This is a genomic window from Alsobacter sp. SYSU BS001988 (genome assembly GCF_054796215.1).
This window is the reverse complement of record NZ_JBTAMK010000012.1, coordinates 99,243-119,514: the sequence shown is the minus strand read 5'-3', so window position 1 is coordinate 119,514 and position 20,272 is coordinate 99,243. Positions and strand designations below refer to the sequence as shown.

Here is a 20,272-nt window from a genome sequence, read left to right as displayed (position 1 = left end):
GCAGGCTCACCCGAGCTCGATCACGTCCGCGTCGGCGCCCAGCTCGCGCCGGGCGGCCTCGACCACGAAGCCATGGTGCGTGAACAGGATCGGCTGCACGCTCCCGCCGATCTCGGCCAGCGCCTTCAGCCCGAAGGCCGTGCGCCGGTCGTCGAAGGACGAGAACAGGTCGTCGCAGAGGAACGGCGCGGGCTCGGCCCGCACGGCGTAGTCCTCCACATAGGCGAGCCGCAGCGCCAGATAGAGCTGGTCGCGCGTGCCCTCGCTCATGTCGGCCACCGCCACCTCCGACCCGGTCGCCCGGCGCCCGACGAGATGCGGCGCGTCGTCCTCGTCGTAGACCTGCCCCAAACCCTGATAGGCGCCCCCGGTCATCAGGGCGAAGAGATCGCCGGCCCGCGCCATCATCGGCTCCTGGCGGCCGACGCGCTGGCGCTTGATCGCGGTCTCGATCATCAGCGCTCCGACGCTCAGGACCGCCCATTGGCGGCCGGCCTCCAGCATCTCCGCCTCGGCGCTGCGCCGCTGCTGCAGGGCGAGTTCCGCGTCGACCGAGCCTTCCAGCGCGGCGAGCCTTTCGGCGGCGCTCTGCCGGGCCGCGAAGGCCTGCTTGCCCTCCAGGTCCAGCGTCTCCGATTCGGCCGCGAGCCGGGCCGCGTCGCCGTCGGCGCGTTCGGGATCATAGGTCGCCAGCGCGTCGCGCAGGCTCGCCTCGTCCCGCCCGTCCGCGGCGTTGGCCAGCTCCCGCCGGCGCCGGTCGATCTCCGCCGCGATCGCGTCGCGCCGGGCCAGACGCGTCGCCGCGTCCTGGAGGTCGCCGGCGGGGTCCAGCCCGGCCTGGGAGGCCAGCGCGGCCACGGCGCGGTCGGCCGCCTCGCGGCCAAGCGCGGCCGCGGCCCGCGCCTCCCGCGCCTCGTCGACGCGCCGCGACTTCTCCCGGCGCAGCGCGTCCGCCGTGCGGGCCTCGGCCAGGCGGCGCTTCACGGCGCTGAGGACCTGATCGGGATCGCCCTCCGCCAGGTCCGGGGCGATCGATTGCGCCATGGCGCGCATCGCGGTCTGGAATTTCTCGGCGTCGCGGTTCATCCCGGCGATGCGCCGCTGCAGCTTCTCGGCTTCCGACGAGGCGGCCGGCACGTCTCGCCAGGCCTGAAGCACCGCCTGCGCCTCGCGCCGGCTTGCATCCGGCGGCAGGCCGATGCGCGGCAGCGCCGTTCGGAAGTCCTCGCGCCAGGCGGCGTGGGCCTCCTCCGCCGCGACGGCGTCGGCGTCCGCGGCCTCGACCCGCTGCTGCAGGTCGAGCACCAGGGCGTCGGAGTCGCGGCCCAGGTCCCAGGCCTCCGCCAGCCGCGCCACCTCCGCGTCCAGCCGGCGCAGGAAGTCGGTCACGGCCAGCCCCGGCATCGGCGGAAGGTCGAGATCGGCCGCGAGCGCGTCCATCGCGGCGCGCCCGGCGCCGATCCTGGCGCTCGCGGCGGCGGCGTCGGATCGCTTGCGCCGATGGTGCTCGCGCTGCTGGAGGAGATGGTCGAGCTGCAGGCGCCAGTTCCCCATCAGGGCGGGAGCCAGCGGAGCGATCCCGCAGGCGGACCACGCCTCGGTCCACTCCGCGCCCGCGCGCTCGCGATCGGCCGCGATCGCCTCGAGCCGGGCGCGCGCCGCCTCTGCGGCCTCGGAGCGCCGCCGCTGGTGGCGGAGGACGTCCGCATGGGCCGCGACGCGCTCGGCGTCCGCGAAGGCGGCGTCGGCCAGCCGGTCGGCTTCCGCCTTGGCGCGTTCGAAGGAGGCCGCCGCCGCCGCCAGATCCTGGCCCGCCGGGGCGTCGGGCCGGCCGAAGAGCGCGCCGGCGAGGACGGCCCAGTGGCCGTCGCGCTCGTCCCGCAGGGCGGCGATCCGGTCGCGCGTGGGAACCTCCCCGCCGGCCGCGAGGGCCGCGAGCTCGCCCGAGAGCCGGACGAGGTCGGCCATGGCGGCGTCGAGCGCCTGCCGCTCGCGGCGTTCGGCCTCGTCCAGCCGCTTCAGGGCGTCCAGCACGGCCGCGATCCGCTCCGGGGTCGGGAGGGGCGACCCCGCCAGCGCGTCGAGGTCCCGCACGGGCGGGTCCAGCCGGGCCGCCGCCTCGGCCAGCGCGGCGCCTTCGCGCTCCAGCGCCGGTTCATCGGCGTCGAGCCGTTCGGCCAGGCTGCGCAGGCCGTCCAGCGCGGCGAGCCTCTCGCGGAACCTGCGGGGATCGACCAGGCCGCCGCGCCGGGTCCGTTCCGCCTGCTTGTCGGCCAGGGCGGCGCGTTCGCGTCTCTGCGCCTCGCGCCTGCTCTCGAGAGCGAGCGCCAGCCGTTCGCCTTGGACGACGAGGTCGGCGACGCGCGCCGCGCTGGCGTCGTCGGGCCGGTTCGCCAGCAGGGCGGCGGCGTCAGGCAGCCGCAGCCGCGCCGCAAGATCCGCGAGCGTGCGGTTGACGCTCGCCTCGTCGCGCATGACGGCGGGAAGGTCCTGCAGCGCCTTGCGGTACTCGCCGGAGGCGGCGTGAAGCGCCTCGATGGCGTCGGACTGGGCCAGAAGCGCCGGGTCGACGGCGACGGCTTCGCATTCGGCCCGCAGCCGGCGCTCCGTCGCCTCGGCCGCCTCGAAGGCCGCCAGGGCGGCGGCGCGCTCCGCGAGACGATCGATCAACGAGGCGCCGAATCCTTCCGGCGCGTCCGGGAGGTCGCCTAGGCCCGCCAGCCTGTCGGCGTCGGCGTCGATGTCGCGCAGGATCGGGGCCGCGCGCCGCAGCCTCTCCAGCCGGGCGCGCTCCATGTCGATCTCGGCCTTGCGCTCGCGGATGGCGACGAGCCGGGCTTCGCTGTCGGCGAGCGTCTCGCGGATCGCCTTCAGCGCGCCGGCCCGGGTCTCGCGCTCGCGCAGGCGCGCGCGGGCGGCCTCGTAGCGGTCATGCGCCTGGTAGAAGAGCCGGTTCTGGGACCGGCGCTCGGCGAAGATCGCGTCGGCGTCCTTCTCCATCGCCAGCCTCGCGTCGCCGAAGCCCCGCAGGCCGGAGGCCGCCGAGAAGAGGGCGGCCCCGAGTTCGCCGTCGCTCTGCTTGAGCTCCTGCCCGCTGAGCCTGAGGGCCTCGGCGTCGAGCCCGAAGGCTCGTCGGAACACCTCGCGCGAGAGCCCGCCCAGATAGGGGGCGAGGACGTCGTCCGGCAGGGGCGCGTCGTCGGCGTCGGTGAGGAGCGGCTTCGTCTTGCGCCGCCGGAAGGTCAGGTCGCGCCCGGACCGGTCGCGCAATGTGGCGCCGAGGCGCAGGTCCTTTCCCGCATGGACGAAGCCGTAGCGCGTCGATCGCTCGATGCCGAACAGCAGGTCCGTGACGGCCGCGAGCGAACAGCTCTTGCCGGCCTCGTTCACGCCGAAGACGATGTGAAGCCGGGCGTCCGGCCGGAAGGCCAGGCGCTTGGCCGTGAACGGCCCGAAGCGCTCCAGGTCGAGGTCGACGATGCGCATGTCAGGCCACCGCGCGGGCGGCCGCGATCGCGCGGGCCTCCGCCAGGATGGCGTCGAGGTCGTCGAACGCCCCGTCCGCGACCCCGCCGGGGAGCTTGCCCGCCAGCAGCGCGATGCGCTCCTGCGCGCCGGCCCGGATCTCCGGATCGTGCTCCAGCCCGGCGAGGAGCGCCTCGGGGTCGAGCCCCGTGCCGTCCCGGCCCTCGGCCTGCGGCGTCGGCGGCGCCGTCGTGGCCAGCTTCAGCGCCTCCAGCCACGTGTCGTCATGGAGCCGGTGGGCGTGCGCCTGCACCTCGTCCCGCAGCTGCGCCGCATGGGTCTTGAGCTGCCCGTGCAGGAGCGTCTCGCCCTTGAGCGTGACGCGCAGCGCCGTCAGCCGGCCCTCGGTCTCGGCCAGGGGTTGCGCCAGCGCGTCCCGCACCGTGGCGAGCAGCTCCTCCTGGCTCGTCTCGCCGGTGAGCGCGACTTGCACATGCGCCCAGCGCGCCTTGTCGACGACGAGGGGCCGCAGCGCCGCCACCCTTCCATCGGCGACGTCGACCAGGACGGCGCCCTTCGGCCCGCATTCGCGCACGCTGCGGCCCTGCAGATTGCCCGGATAGACGACGTGGGGGTGCTCGTTCAGCACGGCGCGCTCGTGCACGTGGCCCAGCGCCCAATAGTCGTAGCCGCGTCCCACGAGGTCCTGCACCGAGCAGGGCGCGTAGACCGCGTGCGCCGGCGACCCCTCGCAGGAGGTGTGCAGCATGCCGATGTTGAACCAGCCCGACACAGGCGCCGGATAGGCGAGGGCGTAATTGTCCGGCGCGGCCCTGTCGGCGAAGCTGCGCCCGTGGATGGCGACCCTCAGGTCGTCCAGGCGGCGCGTGTCCGCCTTGCGGGTCGGGAATTCGAACACCGTCTCGGGAAGGCTCACCGCCTTGGTGATCTCGCTTTCGGCGTCGTGATTGCCCCGGATGGTGAAAACCGGGATCCCGGCGCGGGCCAGGCGGGCGACCTCGCGGTTGAAGAACAGGCCGATGGACGTGTCCTTCCAATCGCCGTCATAGACGTCGCCCGCGATCAGCACGAAGGAGACCCCTTCGGCGATCGCCCGTTCGACGAGCTCGGCGAAGGCGTCACGGCTGGCCGCCGCGAACCGGCGCGCGACGTCCTCGTCCTTCAGGGCGAGGCCCGTGAGCGGGCTGCCCAGATGGAGGTCGGCGGCGTGCAGAAAGGTGAAGGACGACATGGGCGCTGATGACCGGCTGGACCCGGGCCGCGGCGGACGCGCCGGGCTCGGGCGGATGATCATCATGCTTTCAGCGATTCGCCGGCTGGAAAGATGGCGGGACGACCCTTCGCGCGGATGTCCCCAGCCTTATGTCCCCACCCTTGTCGGCATCAGGAGGGCAGGGCGCCCAGGAAGTCCCGCTTGCCGATCTGGACGCCGTTATGGCGCAGGATCGCGTAGGCCATCGTCAGGTGGAAGTAGAAGTTCGGCAGGGCGAACTGGAGCAGGTAGTCCTGGCCGGTGAAGGTCATCGCCTGGCCGCCCACCGTCATCGTGACGGGGCGGTCCTCCGAGCCGTCGACGCTGGAGGCCGGCACGCTGTCGACGAGTTCGAGGGTGCGGCGAATGCGGGCCTGCAATTCCTCGGCGGTCTTCTCGACGTCCTCGATTTTCGGCACCTCGAGGCCCGCCAGGCGGAACATGGTGTTCTTGGCGAAGTCGCAGGCGATGAGCACCTGGCGGGTGAAGGGCAGCATGTCGGGCGCGAGCCGGTCCGCCATCAGCACGGCGGGATCGATCTTGCGCTCGCCGCACTGGGCCACGGTCTTGTCGAGGATGGCGGAGAGCGCGGTCAGTCCGGTCTTGAAGACCGGACCGGAAGCCTGGTGCATGGAGAGGGTCAAGGCGTAAAGCTCCTGGTCGGCCGCGCTCGAGGCGAGGCGGCGCGGGACGGCGGCACCATCGCGCTGCGCCCGGCTCGCCGCAAGCCCGGCGTAGGGCCGCTTTCGGAGCGGATCAGCCCAGGGCCTGGAGCAGGCCCGCCATCTCGTCGCGCGACGGGAAGGACGGCGCGGTGCCCCGGCGCGTGACGGCCAGCGAGGCCGCCGCCACGGCGACCCGCAACGCGGCTTCGACGGAAAGGCCGCAGGCCACGCCGCCCGCCCAGGCGCCGACCAGCGCATCGCCAGCGCCGGCGCTGTCGACGGCGGCGACCTTCGGGGCTTCGACCGCGAGCGTCTCGCCGTCGCGGGCCAGGATGGCGCCCTGCGCCCCCAGCGTCACCACGGCCATGCCGCGCGCGCGCCGGGCGAGATCGGCCGCTCCCTCGGGACCCGTCCGTCGCGCCAGCGCGCGGGTCTCCCCCGCATTGGCGATCACGCAATCGAACAGGCCGAGCACAGGGCCCATGTCCCAGGCGATCGGGGCGGTGTTCAGGATGGCGAAGCCTCCGCGCTCGCCGGCCCGGCGGGCCGCGGCGGCGGTGAGCGCCTCCGACAGGTTCCCCTGCATGACCAGAAGGTCGCCTGGCCCGAAGTCCTCCAGCGCGGCCAAGGCCTCGTCCTGCGTCAGGCCATGCGCCGCCGCGGCGCTGCTCACGATGACGTTCTCGGCGTCAGCCGAAACCCAGATGGCCGAATAGTCGGTCGGCTGCGCGCTCCCGATCCACCGCGCCTCCAGCCCGGCCTCGGCCCCCACCGTGCTTCGCAGCAGCGCTGCGTCGGGATCGGCGCCGATCGGGGCGGCCAGGATGGTCGGCGCGCCCGTCCGGGCGCTGGCGATCGCTTGGTTAAGCCCCTTGCCGCCGGCGCAGCGCTGCAGGCTGTCGCACAGCAGCGTCTCGCCGGGTTGCGGCAGCCGCGCGACGGTCTGCACGCAGTCCAGCGTCGCGTTGCCGAGGACGAAGACGCGCCTCACGCCCGCGCTCTCCGGACCACGTCCATGAAGCCGCGCACCCGGTCGGGATCGACCTCGTTCCACCAGCCGCCGTCATGCTTGAGCGCGCTCGCCACGATGACGGCGTCGGCGTAGCCGAAGATCGCGGCGACGTTGTCGGGGTTCACGCCGCTGCCGACAAGCACCGGCAGGGAGGTGGAGGTCTTCACGGTCTCCAGTTCGTCGAGCTGCGCGCTGTCGCCCGTGCGCTGGCCGGTGACGATCACGGCGTCCGCGTCGAAGAACTGCGCGTCGCGGGTGAGCTCCGTCAGCGACCGGTCCGCCACGATGGCGTGCGCCCCGTGCTTGACGTGGACATCCGCGAATACCGCGACGTCGCGCGCCTGGATGGCCGCCCGGTAGCGGGCGGCGAGCCCGGCCTTGCCCTCCATGAAGCCCTCATTCGCCACATAGGCGTTGGCCCACTGGTTGACGCGCACGAAGCTGGCGCCCGCCGCCTTGGCGGTCGCGAGCGCCTGGATGACGCCGTTGGCGAGCACGTTGACCCCGGTCGGCAGCTTGGCCTCGCGGCGCACCCAGTCGGTCATCACCGACATGACCGCGGCCGTCTCGGGGCCGAGCTCGTCGGGCTTGGCGAACGGGATGTCGCCGTGGTTCTCGACGATGAGGCCGTCCACGCCCCCTTCCGCGTAGCGGCGCGCCTCGGCGCACGCATAGGCGTAGATGCGCTCCACCGGGTCGCCGTCGTAATGGGGCGAGCCGGGGAGGGGCAGCGAGTGGATCACGCCGATCACCGCCTTGGTGCGCCCGAACAGGGTCTGGACCACGTTCGGCTTCGGCTTGTAGACGGACTGGGACACGCGACAGCTCCTGGATCAGACCGGCGCATGCGCCGCGAGGGGGGATGGGAGGGGCACGCCCGCCAGAGCGGCCAGCTGGTCGGCCGCGGGGCGGATCTCCTGGGCCCCGAAGCGGGTGCCGGCGAGGCCGCCCGCCGCGCAGGCGAGTCTGGCGGCCGTCGGCGGCGCCGCGCCGTTGAGCCAGGCGCACAGGAAGGCGCCCACGAAGGCGTCGCCCGCGCCCGTCTTGTCGACGACGTCCACGTCCGGCGCCGGCACGCGGTCCCAGCCGCGACCGCGGCTGAGCACGGTGGCGCCCTGGGCGCCGAGCGTGATGGTCACCACCTCCGGCCATTGGCTTGGCGGGGCCGCGGCCGCAAGGGCGGCGAGATGGGCCATGGCGGATTCGGGGTCGGCCGGACAGCCGGGAATCGCCGCCAGCGTCTCGCGATGCAGGAACAGGGCGTCGGCGCCGGCGAAAATGCGCGGCGCGTTCGCCGCCACCCATTCGGGCGGCAGGCCGGTCGCCTGCACGCTGGTGCGGAACCCCTTCAGGCGGGCGGCCTCGAGCGCGGCGATCTGCACCGGCGCCTGGAAACCCTCCAGATGCAGGCACCAGGTGAGCCCGACGGGGTCGGTCTTCTCGACGAAGCGCAGCACGTCCACCTCGGCCAGGCTGGACGGCTCGTTGACGATGGTGCGCCGCCCGTCCGCCTCCACCAGCACGAGGGCGCGGTCGAGCCGACCCTGCCGGCGCTCGCGCGAGACCAGCAGGTCGACCCGGCGGCTGGCCAGCTCCGCCGCGGCCCAGTCGCTCTCCTGGTCGTAGCCGATGGAGGTGATCAGCGAGGCGGAGATCGGCCAGGGCCGCCCGATCGCGGCCGCGACGGCGGCCACATTGGCGGCCGGCCCGCCGATCGCCTTGATGATGGTGCGCGCCTGCAGCCGCTCCTCGCGCTCCGGCATGCGGTCGAGGCAGGCGACATAGTCGACGCTGACATAGCCGACCGTGGTGAGGCGGGGCACGGCCGCGTCCACCCTGGCGTCGGGCTCCGCCCCGCGCTTGCGCGCCGTCAGCGACCGCGCCGTCTCGGCCGGCGCGTAGTCCAGGTCGCGGATGGCCGCCATGACGCGCTCGCGCGTGTCCGGGCGCACCACCACGCGGCCGTTCAGCACGTGCGACACGGTCGCCTTCGACACGCCGGCGGCGCGCGCCACGTCGGAGATGGTGGGCTGGCCGGAGCCGGCCCGCTCGGCGGAGCGCTCGCTCATCGCAGCGCCGCCGTTCCGCGGGCCTGCCGCAGCAGGTCCATGCGCAGCCGGTAGGCCGGCGACATGAGGCTCTCGTCGTCCGAGAGGGGCCGCACGGGCGCGAGTTCGCCCGCCCGGATGCAGGCGGCCTGATGGCCGCCGTCCCGGAAGGCGTCGAGGGGCGGCTCGGCGGCGCGGCACGCGTCCAGCACGAAGGGGCAGCGGGACGCGAAGCGGCAGCCCGGGACCGCGCTGAAGGGGCTCGGCGGCTCGCCCCGGATCTCGGCGCGCTGGCGCCGCGCGCCCGGGACGGGGCTGGGCGACGCGGCCAAGAGCATGCGGGTGTAGGGGTGGCGCGGATCGGCGAAGATCGCGGCGGCGGGCCCTGTCTCCACCATGCGGCCGGCGTAGAGCACGCCCACATGCGAGGCGAGGTGCCGCACCACCGCCATGTCGTGCGAGATGAAGACGTAGCTGACGCCGAGGCGCGTCCGCAGATCCGACAGGAGATTGATCACCTGCGCCTGGACGGAGAGGTCGAGGGCCGAGACCGGCTCGTCGCACACGATCAGCTCCGGCTCGACCGCCAGCGCCCGCGCGATCGCCACGCGTTGGCGCTGGCCGCCCGAAAACTCGTGCGGGAACCGCCCCGCATGGCCGGGCGGAAGGCCGACGAGGTCCAGCAGCTCCATCACCCGGTCCCGCACCTGCGCGGCCGGCCGAAGCCCGTGCAGGCGGATCGGCGCCGCGATCGCCTCGCCGATGCGCACCCGCGGGTCGAGCGACGCAAACGGGTCCTGGAAGATGATCTGGATGCGCCGGCGCAGGCGGCGGAGCTCGTCGGCCGCCAGCGCCCGCACGTCGACCCCGTCGAAGCGGATGTCGCCTTCGTCCGGCTCGATCAGCCGCAGCAGCATGCGACCGATCGTGGTCTTGCCCGAGCCGCTCTCGCCGACGAGGCCGAAGACCTCGCCGCGGGCGAGCGTGAAGCCGACCTCGTGCACCACATGCGCGCTGCGCCGCCGGCTCAGGAGCCCGCCGCCGCTGTGGAACGACTTGGACAGGCCGCGCACCTGGAGCAGGGGTCCGCTCATGCGCCCACGCTTTCTTCCAGCGGCGCGCGCCAGCACGCCGCGCGGTGGCCGGCCTTGACCTCAAGAAGGGGCGGGTCTTCCGCCCGGCAGCGGTCGACCGCGAAGGGACAGCGCGGGGCGAAGCGGCAGCCCGCCGGCATGGCGGCGACCTGCGGCACCTGCCCCTCGATGGAGGCCAGCCTGCGCCCGACGTCGCCGGCGCGCGGCATCGCGGCGAACAGCGACAGCGTGTAGGGGTGCATCGGGTCGTCGAAGAGATCCGCCCGGCTGGCGCGCTCGACGATTCGGCCGGCGTACATCACCGCGACCTCGTCGGCGATCTCGGCCACGACCGCGAGGTTGTGGGTGATGAACAGCACCGCCGCGCCGAACTCGGCGCGCAGGTCGTCGATGAGGCGCAGGATCTGGCTCTGGATGGTCACGTCCAGCGCCGTCGTGGGCTCGTCGGCGATGAGCAGGGCCGGGCGGCAGATCAGCGCCATGGCGATCATGACGCGCTGGCGCATGCCGCCGGAGAGCTGGTGCGGATAGGCGGCGAGGCGCGCCTCCGGATCGGGGATCTGCACCCGGCGGACCATGTCCAGCGCGACCGCCCGCGCCTCGGCGCGGCCGAGCCCGCGATGGGCCGCCAGGATCTCGGTCATCTGCTCGCCGATGGTCATGACCGGGTTCAGCGACGTCATCGGCTCCTGGAACACCATGGCGATGCGGTCGCCGCGCAGGCGGTTCACGCCGGACTCGGCGAGCCCCGTCAGGCTCGTCCCGTCGAAGTCGTACCGGTCCGCCGTCACCTGCGCGGCGGGAGGCAGAAGCCGCATGATCGACAGGGCGGTGAGGCTCTTGCCGGAGCCCGACTCGCCCACGAGGCAGAGGAGCCGCCCCCGCGCCACCGAGAGATCGACGCCGTCCACGATCGCGCGGCCCGGCCCGAACCCGATCCGCAAGCCGCGGATGTCGAGGAGCGGCGCGCCGGGATCGGCGGTTGGGCCGGGGTGCGCCTGGGCTGTGGCGAGTGTCGTCATTCGGTCGTTCAGCCTCGGGCGACCCATTGACAGGAGCAGCCTCAATACGGACTATCAAAACCATTGAACCGGTTCAAGAGCGGCTAAGGGGCGAATGGGACGGTATCTGCTGGGGCGCTTGGCGAGCCTTGTCCCGATCCTTTTCGGCACGTCGCTCGTCTCCTTCCTGCTCATCAGGCTCGTGCCGGGCGACCCCGCCATGGCTCTGCTCGGCATGGAGGCGGACGACGCCGCGCTCGCCGCCCTGCGCCACAAGCTCGCGCTCGACCAGTCGCTGCCGCTGCAATACGCGTCCTGGCTCGGCAACATCCTGACCGGCGATTTCGGCCGCTCGATCCAGGGCGGGCGGGACGTGCTGCCGCTGCTCGGCTCGGCGCTGGTCCCCACCGCGCTGCTTTCCGTGGCCGCGCTGGCGATCTCCCTCGTGATCTCCATCCCGGCCGGCATCGTCGCCGCGACGCGCCGCAACAGCGCGGCCGACTACGTCGCCTCCCTGCTCTCGCTGTGCGGCCTCTCTTTGCCGAGCTTCTGGCTCGGCATCCTGCTGATCCTGCTGTTCTCGATCACGCTCCCGATCCTCCCCGCGTCCGGCTACGTGTCGCCGCTGGTCGATCCGGCGGGCTTCCTGCGGCACCTGATCCTGCCGGCGCTGACGCTGGGCGCCGCGCTCGCCGCCGCGACGATGCGGATGACACGCGCCGCCATGCTGGAGGTGCTGCGGGCCGACTACATCCGCACGGCGCGCGCCAAGGGCATCGCGCCGCGTCGCGTCATCTGGCGGCACGCGCTCGGCAACGCCCAGATCCCGATCGTCACCCTGCTGGGCATCCAGATGGGCCAGCTGCTGGGCGGGGTGGTGATCACCGAGACGGTGTTCTCCTGGCCGGGAATCGGCAAGCTGACGGTCGACGCCATCTTCGCGCGGGATTACCCGGTGGTGCAGGGCGCGGTGCTGCTCACGGCCACGCTCTTCGTGCTCATCAACCTGGCGACCGACCTCGTCTACACGGTGATCGATCCGCGGGTGCGCTACGCATGAGCGTCGCCGCGATGGACGCGCCCCAGCGTCACCCGATCCTCCAGGCGCTGCGGGGGCTCGCCCGCGAGCCGCGGGCGGCCGTCGGCCTCGCGGTCGTGGCGCTCGCGGTCGCGATGGCCGCCGCCGCGCCCTGGCTGGCGCCCTACGATCCCGAGATCCCGGATTTCACGGCGATCCTCGCCGCGCCGGCCGGGGCTCATCCGTTCGGGACGGACGATCTGGGCCGCGACGTGCTGTCCCGGATCATCTTCGGCGCCCGCGCATCGATCCTCGTCGGCTTCTTCAGCGTGGCGGGCGCGCTGGCGGTCGGCGCGCTCGCCGGCCTGGCGGCGGGCTATTTCGGCCGCTGGGTCGACGCCGCCATCATGCGGGTGATGGACGTGGTGTTCGCCTTTCCGAGCATCCTGCTGGCGCTCGCCATCACGGCGGTGCTGGGACCCAGCCTGCGCAACGCCATCCTGGCCATCGCGGTCGTGAACCTGCCGGTGTTCGCCCGGATCGCCCGCGCGCAGACGATCGTCGTGCGCGAGCTCGACTATGTCGAGGCGCAGCGCGCGCTCGGTTTCGGGGCCGGGGCGATCCTGTTCCGCACCGTGCTGCCCAACATCACCGCGCCGCTCATCGTGCAGGGCTCGCTGCTGTTCGCCTCGGCGATCATCACCGAATCCTATCTGTCCTTCCTCGGCCTGGGCGTGCAGCCGCCGACTCCGACCTGGGGCAACATGCTGCGCAACGCCATCGGCTTCCTGGACATGGCGCCCTGGCTCGCCTGGTTCCCGGGGCTGGCCATCTTCCTCGTCGTGCTGGGCTTCAACCTGCTCGGCGACGGGCTGCGCGACCGCTTCGACCCCCGCGATTGACGATCCATTCACCTGGAGGAACCGACGATGAAACACCTGATGGGAGGCGCGATGGCGGCGCTCCTGGCGCTCGCGCCGATGGCGCTGGCGACGCCCGCCGCCGCGCAGGACAAGAAGACGCTCTCGGTCGGCATCGTCTCCGATCCGGTGACGCTCGATCCGGCCCAGATGGCCTCGTTCTTCGAGATCTCGGTCCAGTACAACATCCATGAGCCGCTGGTGCACATGACCCCGGACCTCAAGATCGAGCCAGGGCTCGCCAGCGTCGAGACGCCCGACCCGCTCACCTACAGGTTCACCCTGAAGCCGCAGCTCACCTTCCACGACGGGACGCCGATCGACGCGGCCGCCGCCAAGGCGAATTTCGACCGCATGCTGGACCCGGCGGCGGCCTCTCCGCGCCGAAGCGAGCTCAGCCCCGTGGATTCCGTCGAGGTCACGGGCCCGCTCACCTTCACGGTCAAGCTGAAGACGCCCTATGCGCCGTTCCTGCAGGTCCTGGCCAACCGGGCCGGCATGCTGGTGTCGCCCACGGCCGTGAAAACGATGGGAGCCGACTTCGCCGCCAAGGCGGTGGGCGCCGGTCCCTACCGGGTCGTGAGCTGGGCCAAGAACTCCGAACTCGTGCTGGAGCGCTTTCCCGGCTATTGGCGCGGCCAGCCGGCGATCGAGAAGATCGTGTTCAGGCCCATGGCCGACGAGACCGTGCGGGTGACCAATCTGCGCTCGGGGACCGTGCAACTCGTCGACGCCGTGCCGGCCCAGACGGTCGGCCAGCTCACCCGAGAGGCGAGCCTGACGGTGAAGCAGGCCAACGGCCTCGGCTTCAACGCCTTCTCGTTCAACACCACGAAGCCCCCGTTCAACGATCCGAAGGTGCGCAAGGCCTTCGCCATGGCGATCGACCCCGCGACGATCCTGAAGGCGGTCTATTTCGGAACCGGCGCGCCCGCCTATGGGGCGATCCCTCCGTCCATGGCCTGGGCCTATGACAAGTCCTTCGCGCCCTACAAGGCCGACCCGCAGGCGGCCAAGAAGGCGCTCGCCGACGCCGGCCAGACGGGTCCAGTCCCGGTCGTCATCACGGTGACGAACTCGCCGGTCCAGGTGCGGACGGCCGAGATCCTGCAGGCGCAGGCCAACCAGGCGGGCTTCAAGGTCGAGGTCAAGCAGATCGACGCCACCAGCCTGATCACCGTGCTGCGCCAGAAGGACTTCGACCTGTGCATGTCGCCCTGGTCGGGCCGCTCGGATCCGGACGGCAACATGTACAACTACTTCACCAAGGGCGGGCCGAACAACTTCGCCGGCTATGAGAGCGACAAGGTGACGGACCTCCTCGTGAAGGCGCGCAGCGCCGCTGCCCAGGACGAACGGGCCAAGCTCTACCGCGAGGCCGAGACGCAGATCGCCGCCGACGCGCCGATGCTGTTCCTGACCTTCCCGGCGACGATCCAGGCCTCCGCCGCGTCGCTGGACTGGCTGCAATATCCCGACGGAGCCTTCCGGCTCCAGTTCGCCCGGTTCAAGTAGACCGAGACGCGAATGCGCCCGGCCGCTTCCCCGGCCGGGCGCCGACCCCCGATCCGTTCCGAGGACCCATGACCACCAAGACCATCCTGCTGGCCGGCGAGAGCTGGACGTCGACCGCCACCCACATCAAGGGCTGGGACCAGTTCCCCTCCGTCACGCACCATCGCGGCGCGGACCCCTTCATGGCGGCGCTGGCCGACGCCGGCTTCGCCTTCGAATACATGCCCTGCCATGTGGCCGCCGAGAGCTTCCCGTCCACGCCCGACGCGCTGGACCGCTACGACGCGATCATCCTGTCCGACATCGGCGCGAACACGCTGCTGCTGCCGCCGGAGGTCTGGATCCACTCGCGCCGGTCGCCGAACCGGCTGAAGCTGGTGCGCGACTACGTGGCGCGCGGCGGCGGGCTGGTGATGGTGGGCGGCTATCTGAGCTTCCAGGGGATCAACGGCTCGGCCCGCTACCGCGGCACCGCCATCGAGGAGGCGCTGCCCGTCTCGATCCATCCTTACGACGACCGGATCGAGATGCCCGAAGGGGCCCACCCGGTCGCGAATCCGGGCGCGGGTGCGCACCCGGTCCTGCGCAGCCTCAAGGGCGAGCTGCCTTACGTTCTCGGCGTGAACGAGGTGGCGGCCAAGCCCGGCGCGGACGTGCTGCTGAGCCTGCCCGCCGACCAGGGCGGCCACCCCCTGCTGGCGACCGGGACCTTCGGCCAGGGCCGCTCAGCGGCGTGGACGACCGATATCGGCCCACACTGGCTGCCGAACGAGTTCCTGGCCTGGAGCGGCTTCAGGCCCCTCTGGACGGACCTGCTGGAATGGGTTTGCGGCGGCGCCCGGGCGGCCTGAGCGGCGCGCCTCTCAGACCGTGACCCCGAGAAGGCTGGCGTGCGCGCTGACGATGCGCCAGCCCTCGGGGGTGCGGATGAGCGTCTTGGTCTCCCGCCCCGGCGACGCCTCGCCGTCACGCTGGTATTCGGTGTTGGCGGTGGCGAAATCCGACCCGTAGGTGGTGATGACGGTGTTGATCAGGGTGCGGGTGAACCGGCCGAGCTTGCCGCTGCGGCGGAATGCGGAGATCGCCGGCCACCCATACAGGTTCTCGCCCACTCCGTAGCGCGTCGTCTCCGGCGCGTTCCAGAAGAGCTCCTCCAGGGTCGGGACGTCGTTGGCCTGCAGCGCCGCCTCGTAGCGCAGGAACACCTCCCGCACTTGCGCCACGACCTCGGGTCGGTTGATCTCCAGCACGGGTTCTCTCCGGTCACAGCGGGATGGGGGCGCCCACGGCGACGCCCTTGACCTGGGCGTAGACGGCGACGCCGGGCGCAAGGCCCAGGTGCTCCCACGACCGCCGGGTCACGCGCGAGAGCAGCCGGGCGCCCGCGCCGTCGTCGCCGAGGCCGAGCACGACCAGCGACTCCTGCGGGCCGAGCGGCCGGGCGTCCAGGATCCGGGCCGGCAGGATGTTGATGATGGTGCTGGCCTCCGCGGGCCGAAGCGCCAGGCTGACGTCGGCGGCCTGCACCCGCAGCCTGCGGCGCTCGCCGGGCGGGGCCGGCGGCCCGGGCGCGACGAAGGATCCTCCGTCCACGCGCAGCGTCAGGAGCCCGAAGCCGGGATCGTATCCCTGCGTCACCGCGTCGAGGCTCACGGCCGCGTCCCGCCGGGCGGCCAGGGGCAGCGCCGGGTCGCTCTGCAGCACCGCGAGCGGACCTGCGGCGACGACGCGCCCCGCCTCCAGCAGGACGAGATGGTCGGCGAGACGCTCCACCTCGGCCATGTCGTGCGTGACGTAGACCATCGGAAGGGACAGGCCGGCGTGGAGACGCTCCAGGAAGGGCAGGATCTCGTCCCTGGCGTTCCGGTCCAGCGCCGACAGCGGCTCGTCCATCAAGAGAAGGGAAGGCTGCGAGAGCAGCGCCCGCCCGATCGCCACCCTCTGCCGCTCTCCGCCCGAGAGCGACCGCGGATCGCGCTCGAGCATCGCCCCTAAGCCCAGGAGGTCCACGACCTCGTCCCAGCCGATGGCCGCGGAGCCCGGCCGCGGCGTCGCCCGCTTCGCGCCGAAGAGGAGGTTCTCCTTCACCGACAGATGCGCGAAGAGGCTCGCCTCCTGGAACACGTAGCCGACCGGCCTGCGATGCGTCGGCCGGAAGGTCCGGCCGTCCTGCCAGATGTCGCCGCCCACGGTGAGCGAGCCCTCGGCCAGGCGGTGCAGGCCGGCCATGCAGCGCAGCACGGTCGTCTTGCCGGATCCGGACGGACCGAACAGCGCCGTGACGCCGGAGGAGGGGGCCTCGAAGGCCACGTCGAGCGCGAACGCGCCGACGCGCCCGCGGAAGGCGCAGCGGATGGCGGGTTGCGGGGCCCGGGCGTCCATCATGCGCGCGGCCCGGCGAAGCGCTTCTCCGCCAGGGTCATCGCCAGCACGACCGCGAAGGCGAAGCCCGCCATGCCGGCCGCCACGAGGTGCGCCTTCCCCCACTGCATGGTCTCGACATAGTCGTAGATGGCCACGGACAGCACCTTCGTGCTGCCCGGAAGCCCGCCGCCGATCATCAGCACGACGCCGAACTCGCCAATGGTGTGGGCGAAGCCCAGCACCGCGCCGGTCAGGAGCCCGGGCCGGGCGAGCGGGACCGCCACGCTCCAGAACGCGTCGAAAGGCGACGCCCGCAACGTCGCCGCGACCTCGAGCGGGCGCTCGCCGGCGGCCTCGAAGGCGTTGCGGATCGGCTGCACCACGAACGGCATGGAATAGAGCACCGAGCCGATCACCAGCCCCCCGAAGGTGAAGGCGAGGGTCCGCGCGCCCCAGAGCCCGGCCACCCAGCCGCCCGGCCCGTCGGGGCCGAGAAGAACCAGCAGATAGAAGCCCAGCACGGTCGGGGGCAGCACCAGCGGCAGCGCCACGACGGCGGCGACGACCTCCTTCCACCGCGCCGGGGATCGGGCGAGCCACCACGCCAGCGGCGTCCCGATCAGGAGCAGGACGACGGTCGTGACCGTCGCCAGCTCCAGGGTGAGGCGGACCGGTGGCCAGATCTCGGCGGCGAAGCCCTGCATCGCGGCGTCAGTCCTTCGCGGTCTCGTAGCCGTATCTCTCGATCGCGGCGCGGGCCTGCGGCCCCTTCAGATAGGCCAGGAAGGCGCGGGCGGCCTCGCTGCCCTCGCCGCTGGCGAGCAGCACCGCGTCCTGCCGGATCGGCCGGTGGAGCGCCTGCGGCACGAGCCAGCGCGAGCCCTTCGGGCTGGCCGCCACCTGCGACAGCGCCACGAAGCCCAGCTCGGCGTTGCCGGTGTCGACGAATTGGAAGGCCTGGGCGATGCTGGCGCCCTGCACGACCTTGGACTGGATCGCCTCGTAGACGCCCAGCGCCTTCAAGGTCTCGACGGCGGCCGCCCCGTAGGGGGCGGCGGCCGGGTTGGCGATGGCGATCCGGGCGAAGGCGCCGGCCCGGAGCGTGGCCTCTCCGGTCACCGCGCCGGGATCGCGGCTCCAGAGCACAAGCCTGCCGACCGCGTAGGTGAACCGGCTGTCGGCCAGGGCGAGGCGGTCCGCGATCGCCCGGGCGGGCCGCTCCTCGTCGGCCGACAGGAAGGCCTCGAACGGCGCGCCCTGCGCGATCTGGGCGAGGAGCTGCGCGGAGGAGCCGTAGCTCAGGATGGCCTCATGGCCCGTCGCCTTGGCGAAGGCGGCCGCGATCTCCTGGGCCGCGTCGGTGAAATTCGCCGCCACGGCGATGCGCGTCTGCGCCGCAAAGGCCGGGGCAGGGCCAGCGGCTCGCCACCCCGCGAAGGCGAGCGCGCAGGGCAGGACCCTCAGGAGAAGCGCGGCCGCCGCCGCTGCGATCATCTTCATCGGCCGCCTTCGGCGTCGCGTCGCGTGTACGAAGTCTCGTATAGAGCCCCCTGCGCCCGGACGCCATCGCCAAGGCCGGACGGAGCCGCGCCGCGCTTGTGCGGGCCCGCCGGCCCGGCGAAAGTGCCCGACGCAGGCGGACCGCCGCCTCAGAGAACGGGACGCGACGGATGCCGGACGCAACATTGATCGACCTGACCGCCAACGACGTCGTGGGCCTGCTGAGGGCCGGTGAAGTCTCGCCCCTGGACTGCGTCGACGCGCTGGCGGCGCGGATAGCCGAGGCGGACCCGGCGGTGAACGCGCTTCCGACCCTGTGCCTCGACCGCGCCCGGGACCATGCCCGCCGGCTGCAGGACCGGCCGCCCGGCGAGCGGGGCCTCCTGGCGGGCCTGCCGGTCCCGATCAAGGACCTCACCGAGGTCGCCGGCGTGCGCACCACCTTCGGCTCGCCCATCTACGCAGATTTCGTCCCCTCCGCGAACGACATCCTGGTCGACAGGCTGGAGGCGAACGGAGGCGTGGTCTACGCCAAGTCGAACACGCCGGAATTCGGGGCCGGCGGCAACACCTTCAACGAGGTATTCGGCGCGACGCGCAACCCCTGGAATACGGACCTGTCGGCCGCGGGATCGTCGGGCGGCGCCGCCGTCGCGCTCGCGACCGGCATGGCGTGGGCCGCGCATGGCTCCGACATGGGCGGCAGCCTGCGCAACCCGGCGAGCTTCTGCGGGGTGGTCGGCTTCCGGCCGAGCCCGGGCCGGGTGGCGAGCAATCCGGGGTTCAAGATCGACCGCCTGCTCGGGGTGCAAGGCCCCATGGCCCGCACGGTCGAGGACGCGGCGCTGCTGCTGGACGCCATGACGGGCGAGAGCCCGGCGGATCCGATCTCGCTGCCGCGCACCGAAAGCTTCCTGGCCGCCGCGCGCTCGGGATGGCGGCCGAAGCGGGTCGCCTTCTCGGCCGATCTCGGGATCACGCCCGTCGACCCCGAGGTCGCAGCGATCTGCCGCAAGGCCGCGCTGCGCTTCGCCGATCTGGGCGCCGTCGTCGAGGAGGCCCACCCCGATCTCTCCGAGGCGCATGACGCCTTCCACGTGCTCAGGGCCATGAGCTTCGCCGTGGCGCACGCCGAGAAGCTGGAGCGTCATCGCGACAAGCTGAAGCCGGAGCTCGCCTGGAACATCGAGCAGGGCCTGGCCTGCACCATGGCGGACGTCGCAAGGGCCGAGCGGCGGCGCGCCGACATGCTGCGGCGGACCAACGCCTTTTTCGACGCCTACGACCTGCTGCTCTGCCCCTCCACCATCGTGGCGGCCTTCCCGGTGGAGCAGCGCTATGTGACGGAATGCGCGGGCCATCGCTTCGACAATTATGTCGAGTGGCTGGCGATCGCCTACGCCATCACGCTGACGACCGCGCCGGCGCTCTCGCTTCCGTGCGGGTTCACGGCCGACGGCCGGCCGGTGGGGTTGCAGATCGTGGCGCGGCCCCGGCGCGACGCCGACGCGCTCGCGGGCGGCCGGGCGCTGGAGCAGGCGCTCGGGCTCGGCCATCGGCCGATCTTCCCGCGCCCGCCGGGCGGGGCGGGGACCCGGGCTTAGCCGGCCAGGCGGCCCTCGACGGGCGCGTCGCCGCGGCGTCCCGCCGCGACGGCGTTCTCGATCGCGGCTTCGGCCACCTGGGCGAAGCGCGAGCACGGGCCCGCGGGGCCGACGCTCTGGCGGCTGACGCGCGCGCCCTCGACCAGGAGGGAGAGCGTGTCGGCCAGCATCTCCGGATCGGCCGCCCCGACCTCGCGGCACAGCGAGGCCAGCCGGTCGCGCTGGGACCGCTTGAAATCCTCAATCACCCGCCGCGCCGGATGGTCCTCGTCCGGCAGTTCGATGGCCGCGTTGGCCAGGTCGCAGCCGCGCGAGTCGACCGCCGCGCAGGCGGCGCCGAGCTGGACCCACTCGCGCAGGCGGCGCAGCGGATCCTCGGGGAAGGCCGCCTCCAGCTCCGCCCATTTCTGGGCCGCCATGTTGGCCTGGTCGCGAAGGCACTCGGCGATGAGTTCGTCCTTCGAGCCGAAATGGCGGTAGAGCGTCATCTTGTTGGTGCCGGCCGCCTCCGCGATGGCGTCCACGCCGATCCCCTTGACGCCGAATTTCCGAAAAAGATCGCGCGCCGTGTCGAGAATGCGATCCCTCGGCCGTCCTTTGACCGGGCAGGTCATGCCCATGACGTGATCCTTGTGGCAAAAACTCTTCCGAGGAGGGGTTGACGAGCATGTTACTGGTCTGTAACTTCCCGCCAACGTTACTTACCGGTAACACCCCTCCCGCGCAGCGTCAAGCGACGTCCGGCCCCGCCCCCGCGGGGGCTGGACGCCGCCGCGGCGTCGCCCGGTCCAGG

General features: G+C 72.7%; 18 protein-coding genes. 5 read left to right on the top strand and 13 right to left on the bottom strand.

Annotation, left to right across the window (positions count from 1 at the left end; translation table 11 throughout):
- Nucleotides 1-6: 6 nt before the first annotated feature.
- The 8 genes from ACYVO7_RS19210 to ACYVO7_RS19175 all read right to left on the bottom strand — a co-directional run bounded on the left by ACYVO7_RS19210 (nucleotide 7) and on the right by ACYVO7_RS19175 (nucleotide 10,579).
- On the bottom strand, nucleotides 7-3,486 hold the full coding sequence (locus ACYVO7_RS19210) for an AAA family ATPase (protein WP_460451419.1): 3,480 nt from the start codon (nucleotides 3,484-3,486) through the stop codon (nucleotides 7-9).
- Between the two features lies 1 nt (nucleotide 3,487).
- Entirely contained in the window at nucleotides 3,488-4,717 is a 1,230-nt protein-coding gene (locus ACYVO7_RS19205) for a metallophosphoesterase family protein (RefSeq protein WP_460451418.1), read from the bottom strand.
- Between the two features lie 152 nt (nucleotides 4,718-4,869).
- Complete coding sequence (locus tag ACYVO7_RS19200) at nucleotides 4,870-5,382, bottom strand: DUF1993 domain-containing protein (protein WP_460451417.1); 513 nt, start codon at nucleotides 5,380-5,382, stop codon at nucleotides 4,870-4,872.
- 112 nt (nucleotides 5,383-5,494) lie between these two features.
- A complete protein-coding gene (locus ACYVO7_RS19195) occupies nucleotides 5,495-6,394 on the bottom strand; it encodes a PfkB family carbohydrate kinase (RefSeq protein WP_460451416.1) in 900 nt (299 codons plus the stop codon).
- Nucleotides 6,391-7,233 (bottom strand): BtpA/SgcQ family protein, encoded by an 843-nt coding sequence (locus tag ACYVO7_RS19190; RefSeq protein ID WP_460451415.1) that lies wholly within the window; start codon nucleotides 7,231-7,233, stop codon nucleotides 6,391-6,393. Before ACYVO7_RS19190 ends, ACYVO7_RS19195 begins: the two co-directional genes overlap by 4 nt.
- Nucleotides 7,234-7,248: 15 nt before the next feature.
- The gene (locus tag ACYVO7_RS19185) at nucleotides 7,249-8,484 is read right to left on the bottom strand and encodes a PfkB family carbohydrate kinase (RefSeq protein ID WP_460451414.1); all 1,236 of its coding nucleotides are present in this window, start codon (nucleotides 8,482-8,484) and stop codon (nucleotides 7,249-7,251) included.
- Nucleotides 8,481-9,557 (bottom strand): ABC transporter ATP-binding protein, encoded by a 1,077-nt coding sequence (locus ACYVO7_RS19180; RefSeq protein ID WP_460451413.1) that lies wholly within the window; start codon nucleotides 9,555-9,557, stop codon nucleotides 8,481-8,483. The genes ACYVO7_RS19185 and ACYVO7_RS19180 overlap by 4 nt, the downstream gene beginning before the upstream one ends.
- The gene (locus tag ACYVO7_RS19175; protein WP_460451412.1) at nucleotides 9,554-10,579 is read right to left on the bottom strand and encodes an ABC transporter ATP-binding protein; all 1,026 of its coding nucleotides are present in this window, start codon (nucleotides 10,577-10,579) and stop codon (nucleotides 9,554-9,556) included. The genes ACYVO7_RS19180 and ACYVO7_RS19175 overlap by 4 nt, the downstream gene beginning before the upstream one ends.
- Nucleotides 10,580-10,673: 94 nt before the next feature.
- Here ACYVO7_RS19175 and ACYVO7_RS19170 point away from each other — a divergent pair, with 94 nt between their 5' ends.
- From ACYVO7_RS19170 to ACYVO7_RS19155, 4 genes are all read left to right on the top strand, one after another.
- A complete protein-coding gene (locus ACYVO7_RS19170) occupies nucleotides 10,674-11,618 on the top strand; it encodes an ABC transporter permease (RefSeq protein ID WP_460451411.1) in 945 nt (314 codons plus the stop codon).
- Nucleotides 11,615-12,478: an ABC transporter permease gene (locus tag ACYVO7_RS19165; protein ID WP_460451410.1), complete on the top strand. Its 864-nt coding sequence runs from the start codon at nucleotides 11,615-11,617 to the stop codon at nucleotides 12,476-12,478. The genes ACYVO7_RS19170 and ACYVO7_RS19165 overlap by 4 nt, the downstream gene beginning before the upstream one ends.
- Before the next feature lie 27 nt (nucleotides 12,479-12,505).
- Nucleotides 12,506-14,011 carry an ABC transporter substrate-binding protein gene (locus ACYVO7_RS19160; protein ID WP_460451409.1) on the top strand — a complete coding sequence of 502 codons (1,506 nt, stop codon included), beginning with the start codon at nucleotides 12,506-12,508 and terminating at the stop codon, nucleotides 14,009-14,011.
- 68 nt (nucleotides 14,012-14,079) lie between these two features.
- Entirely contained in the window at nucleotides 14,080-14,862 is a 783-nt protein-coding gene (locus tag ACYVO7_RS19155; RefSeq protein ID WP_460451408.1) for a glutamine amidotransferase, read from the top strand.
- 12 nt (nucleotides 14,863-14,874) lie between these two features.
- Here ACYVO7_RS19155 and hpxZ read toward each other — a convergent pair whose 3' ends face one another.
- The 4 genes from hpxZ to modA are packed head-to-tail and all read right to left on the bottom strand — an operon-like array spanning nucleotide 14,875 to nucleotide 17,875.
- Nucleotides 14,875-15,258, bottom strand: coding sequence for an oxalurate catabolism protein HpxZ (hpxZ, locus tag ACYVO7_RS19150; RefSeq protein ID WP_460451446.1), 384 nt, complete (start codon nucleotides 15,256-15,258; stop codon nucleotides 14,875-14,877).
- A gap of 16 nt (nucleotides 15,259-15,274) precedes the next feature.
- Nucleotides 15,275-16,393, bottom strand: a complete 1,119-nt coding sequence (gene modC / locus ACYVO7_RS19145; protein WP_460451445.1) for a molybdenum ABC transporter ATP-binding protein — start codon at nucleotides 16,391-16,393, stop codon at nucleotides 15,275-15,277.
- Entirely contained in the window at nucleotides 16,393-17,079 is a 687-nt protein-coding gene (modB, locus tag ACYVO7_RS19140; protein ID WP_460451407.1) for a molybdate ABC transporter permease subunit, read from the bottom strand. Before modB ends, modC begins: the two co-directional genes overlap by 1 nt.
- A 7-nt stretch (nucleotides 17,080-17,086) precedes the next feature.
- The gene (gene modA / locus ACYVO7_RS19135) at nucleotides 17,087-17,875 is read right to left on the bottom strand and encodes a molybdate ABC transporter substrate-binding protein (RefSeq protein ID WP_460451406.1); all 789 of its coding nucleotides are present in this window, start codon (nucleotides 17,873-17,875) and stop codon (nucleotides 17,087-17,089) included.
- Nucleotides 17,876-18,045: 170 nt separating this feature from the next.
- Here modA and ACYVO7_RS19130 point away from each other — a divergent pair, with 170 nt between their 5' ends.
- Entirely contained in the window at nucleotides 18,046-19,479 is a 1,434-nt protein-coding gene (locus ACYVO7_RS19130; RefSeq protein ID WP_460451405.1) for an amidase, read from the top strand.
- Here ACYVO7_RS19130 and ACYVO7_RS19125 read toward each other — a convergent pair.
- On the bottom strand, nucleotides 19,476-20,099 hold the full coding sequence (locus ACYVO7_RS19125; protein ID WP_460451404.1) for a TetR/AcrR family transcriptional regulator: 624 nt from the start codon (nucleotides 20,097-20,099) through the stop codon (nucleotides 19,476-19,478). The two genes, ACYVO7_RS19130 and ACYVO7_RS19125, sit on opposite strands and share 4 nt — an antisense overlap.
- Nucleotides 20,100-20,272: the final 173 nt, after the last annotated feature.